The sequence below is a fragment of the Rhodococcus sp. BS-15 genome, assembly GCF_000813105.1.
In the GTDB taxonomy this organism is placed as follows: Bacteria; Actinomycetota; Actinomycetes; order Mycobacteriales; family Mycobacteriaceae; genus Rhodococcoides.
In genome coordinates this window covers 1-4062 of record NZ_BAOX01000373.1, presented here as the reverse complement: position 1 = coordinate 4062, position 4062 = coordinate 1, and the positions used below count along the sequence as shown (strand labels likewise).

The 4062-nt window shown below is 63.8% G+C and carries 7 protein-coding genes; 4 read left to right on the top strand and 3 right to left on the bottom strand.

Annotated features, from left to right (window positions below; all coding sequences use genetic code 11):
- Together RHBS_RS25245 and RHBS_RS25240 are read left to right on the top strand one after the other, a co-directional pair.
- Positions 1–329: phenylacetaldoxime dehydratase family protein (locus RHBS_RS25245; protein WP_145977605.1), on the top strand; the 329-nt coding region annotated here is incomplete at its 5' end.
- A 20-nt stretch (positions 330–349) separates the two neighbouring features.
- Positions 350–1300: a helix-turn-helix domain-containing protein gene (locus RHBS_RS25240; protein ID WP_128646789.1), complete on the top strand. Its 951-nt coding sequence runs from the start codon at positions 350–352 to the stop codon at positions 1298–1300.
- A 6-nt stretch (positions 1301–1306) separates the two neighbouring features.
- Here RHBS_RS25240 and RHBS_RS25235 read toward each other — a convergent pair whose 3' ends face one another.
- Positions 1307–2308, bottom strand: coding sequence for an alpha/beta hydrolase family protein (locus RHBS_RS25235; protein ID WP_237669689.1), 1002 nt, complete (start codon positions 2306–2308; stop codon positions 1307–1309).
- Between the two features lie 237 nt (positions 2309–2545).
- Here RHBS_RS25235 and RHBS_RS25230 point away from each other — a divergent pair, with 237 nt between their 5' ends.
- On the top strand, positions 2546–2998 hold the full coding sequence (locus tag RHBS_RS25230; RefSeq protein ID WP_128646788.1) for a MarR family winged helix-turn-helix transcriptional regulator: 453 nt from the start codon (positions 2546–2548) through the stop codon (positions 2996–2998).
- Complete coding sequence (locus RHBS_RS25225; protein WP_128646787.1) at positions 2995–3381, top strand: DUF5313 family protein; 387 nt, start codon at positions 2995–2997, stop codon at positions 3379–3381. The genes RHBS_RS25230 and RHBS_RS25225 overlap by 4 nt, the downstream gene beginning before the upstream one ends.
- On the opposite strand, the gene RHBS_RS25220 is transcribed toward RHBS_RS25225, so the two are convergent.
- Together RHBS_RS25220 and RHBS_RS29290 are read right to left on the bottom strand one after the other, a co-directional pair.
- The gene (locus RHBS_RS25220) at positions 3375–3827 is read right to left on the bottom strand and encodes an ANTAR domain-containing response regulator (RefSeq protein ID WP_187298628.1); all 453 of its coding nucleotides are present in this window, start codon (positions 3825–3827) and stop codon (positions 3375–3377) included. The two genes, RHBS_RS25225 and RHBS_RS25220, sit on opposite strands and share 7 nt — an antisense overlap.
- On the bottom strand, positions 3764–4062 hold a 299-nt coding region (locus RHBS_RS29290), incomplete at its 5' end, for a hypothetical protein (RefSeq protein WP_187298627.1). The genes RHBS_RS25220 and RHBS_RS29290, both read right to left, overlap by 64 nt.

Genomic DNA, 4062 nt, shown 5'->3' with positions numbered 1-4062 from the left:
TTCTTCGCGACGACGGCCTCGACATCGGCTGCTTCGCCAACCGATACATGACGGTGGTCGACGACAACGGCGTCGAAACCGACAAGTCGTTCGGCATGAGTTGGTGGCGCAGTCTGAGCGAATTGGAGTCGTGGGCCGAGTCCCATCCGACGCACGTGGCCATCTTCGCTGCTGCGCTGAAGTATCTGTCCACGATGGGTCCTGCGGCGTCACTGCGGCTCTATCACGAGGTCACCGTCGCCGCAGCGGAGGAACAGCACTTCGAGTACTTCGGTTGCCACGACCGCACAGGTCTACTGCGCACCGCTGCAGAGCGTTCTACTCTGTGACGAGACGGGAGGTACCTGACATGGGCGATCCGCTGCGCACCGATTCGGTGGACCAGGCCGACAGCGTCGACTTCTGGACGGCGGCGGTGAGCCGCACGTATGTCGATCTCGAATGCACGATTCCGGAGGACGCGTCGACGATCACCGGGCACATCGAATCCACCGGGCTCGCGACACTCGGTTTGTCGCGGGTGACCGCGACGGCCCAGAACGTGCTGCGGACGCCTGCAGGTATCTCCCGAACCAGTGAGGACTACTTTCTGGTCAGTGTGCAGACGTCGGGAACCGGGCTGATCGCCCAGGACGAACGGACGGCAGTTCTGGAGCCAGGAGATTTCGCGCTATACGACTCGACGCGTCCGTACACCCTTCGTTTCGACGACCCTTTCTCCCAGTACGTGCTGATGCTTCCCGGTGCGACGCTGCGAACGCTCGTGAAGGACACGGGTTCCCTGACCGCGCGAGCGGTCTCGGGTCGCCGCGGGGCAGGGAAACTCCTCGTCAGCATGATCTCGTCGATCATGGACGATGTCGACATGAGCACTGCCTCTACCGAGGCCGTCTCGCAGAGCGTCGAGTACATCCTGGTCGCTGGCCTGGTCGGGCTGACCGGTGTCGAGAAGCCTGCGCCCTACGCAGCCTCCGAACGGCTGGGCGAGATCAAGCGTGCCATGACGGCGCGGCTGCGGGATCCGGACCTGACGGTGACGGAAGTTGCGGCCTCGCTGCACTTGTCGCTGAGTACGGTTCATCGAGCGTTCGCCGGTGAACCGTGCACCGCCAGTGAATGGATCTGGATGCAGCGACTCGACGGCGTGAAGCGGGCACTGTGCGAGCCACAGAACGGCCGCACCACGATCGGCGCACTTGCGGCATCGTGGGGATTCACCGACCCGGCCCATTTCAGCCGCGCATTCCGCACCCGGTTCGGCTGCACCCCCAAAGACTTTCGCGACGGCAACCGCAGCTGAGCCGGCTCAGATCCCGAGCGACCCAGCCAATGTCGGCCAACTCTTGGGCAGCTGCTCCACCCAGTACGGCCACGAGTGAGTTCCGGTCTCGGTGAAATCGAACGTCGCGGGAATGTTCAGCTGGCTCAGTCGATCGGCCAGTCGGTGGGTGCAGTAGTTCGCGCCCACCTCGATGATTCCACCCAGCACCACCACGTCCAATGCCTCTACGCTGTCGAAGCTTTCGTGCCGTCCCGGCGCTCCTGTTCCCACCGATACGTACACGTCGGTGCCGCGCAGGCTTTCGGCGTTGACCACCGAATCGTGTTGCACCCAGGCAGGATCGAGCGGGCCACCCCACATGTTGTCGGCGTTTCCGCCGAATGCTCCGACGATCGCGCGAATACTCGCCTGCCCCATGGGTTCCGAGGAGGCGAAACAACCGCTGTACGACGCCACCCCGGAGTAGAGGTCGGGGTTGCGTGCGGCCAGCATCATGGCCGACTGTGCCCCCATCGACAGTCCGGCGATCGCGTTGCGTCCGTTGCCGTCGACGGCGGCGTCGATCAGCGGCGGAAGCTCCTCGGTCAGGAACGTCTCCCACTGATATCGGCCGAGTTTGGGATCGTCCCGTTGCCAGTCGGTGTAGAAGCTGCCCGGTCCGGCCAGGGGTAGGACGACGTTGACGTTCTTGTCGGCGAAGAATTCGGCCGCTCCGCCCTTGCGCAGCCACATGCTGTTGTCGGGGTCCTCTTCGCCGATGCCGCTGAGCATGTAGAGCGTCGGCCGTGGTCCGGGTCTCGCTGCGGGGGTGAGCACCTGGACCTCGACGACGACCCCCATCGCGGGCGATTCCACGCTCAGCGTTCGTAGGGTCTCCGATGCGATCGATGTGTCGACGATCCGAGCGACCGGCTCGACGGGATCTGCCGTCGCGACGCCCACCGAGGACACGGACAGCGCTGCTGCGACGACGAACGGGGTGAAGATGCGTCGACGACGCATGGCGATCCTCTCGGGAGTTGTCATAGGGCGGGATTTGTCACAACAAAACGGCGAAGTGCATGGAGCATTGCACAGCAACCGACCGGATGGAATGCCGAACGAAGATCCATCCGATTCGGACCGACCGGGACTCTGACAACACCTCACCGCACGAGCATTCGCCCTTCTTTGCAACATCTTTCAGGCATCGAGTTGCGACTTTCGGCATCGCATCGTCCACTAATCGTTAGTGCACTAACTAATTCTGGTAGCCTGGGCCCCGTGACGACCACCGAAGATCCACTCGCGCTCGATCGTCAGGTCTGCTTCGCGCTCGCCGTCGCCAACCGTGCCGTGCTGTCGGTGTATCGGCCACTGCTCGAGCCGATGGGACTGACGCATCCGCAGTATCTGGTGATGCTGGCACTGTGGGGCGAGTCGCCGATGTCGGTCAAAGCCATCGGATCGGCACTGCAACTCGATTCCCCCACCCTCTCGCCGCTGCTCAAGCGTCTGGAGTCGATGGGGTTGCTCACCCGCAATCGAAGCGCCGAGGACGAGCGCGTTCTGCTCGTCGCGCTCACTCCGGCCGGGGCCACGCTCCGCAAGAAGGCCGAGAGAATTCCACCCGCCGTCGTGGCGAAGCTCGGCGCGTCACTCGCCGAGCTCGACGAGCTGCGACGCGTCCTCACCCGTGTCAACGATGCGGCCATCGCAGCAGGAGCATTGTCGTGAACACTCGCCCGACTCGCACCCGTCCGTCCTTCGGCCAATGGCTGGGCTACGCCGTCCTCGGCCGCAAACTCCCCGACGCGATGCAGGAGTGGGTTCGACGCGATCTCGTCGGGCCGGGTGCGACGCCGCGTCACATCCTGCGATCGATGATTCCGTTCCTGCCGATCTTCATCGGATTCTTCGTCCTCTTCCCCGGAGCGATTTGGCTACGCGCCTCCATGGTGCTGCTCAGTCTGCTGCTCGCGCTGTTCTACACAGCGGCGTACATGGACCAGAACCGGGCCCGACGCCTCGAAATCCACGGGCTCCCGGCCGATCTGAAGAGCGAGAAGAAGACGGCCGAACTGGAACGGGAACGCGAGAACTATCGCCGCAATCACTGACGCTCTCGGCCGAGCCCGGCGGTGAAATCGTCGACGATCATCGTCGCCAGGTCGCGGGTCTTGCGGTTGGAGTTCTGTGACAGGTCGGTCAGCTGGGTGAACGCGGCATTTTCGTCGATGCGGTACACCGACATCAGGATTCCGACCGCGCGGCCGATCGTCCCGCGGGTGTCGAGAGCCGAGCGAAGCGTCGACGCTTGGTTGTCGCTTTCGTCGATCAATTGCTCACGCATGCGGGACAGTTCGAGATGAACGCGCACTCGGGCCACGAGTTCCCGATCGTGGAACGGTTTGACGATGTAGTCCTCTGCCCCTCGTCCCAGGCCGTCGAGCACGAAGTCGGTTCCTGCGCGGGCGGTCAACAGAATGATCGGTACCCGCTTCAGCATGTTGTCACGCCGTATGTCGTCGACCAGTTCCAGTCCGCTGCGGCCTGGAAGCAACACGTCGGACAGTACGAGCCCCGCTTCGCCGATCGCGCCCGTTCGAGAGCACTGTCGATGTCTCCTGCCGCGGTGACGGACCAACCTTCGGCAATCAGCAAGCGCACGAGATAGTTCCGCAGATCGACGTTGTCTTCCACGAGCAAGATGTCCGCGCGGTCGGCAGTCACCGTCGCCGAGTCGTTCGAGGCGAAGATCGCCGACACCGAATCGGCAGCGGCGGCGGGCCGGTCCAGGG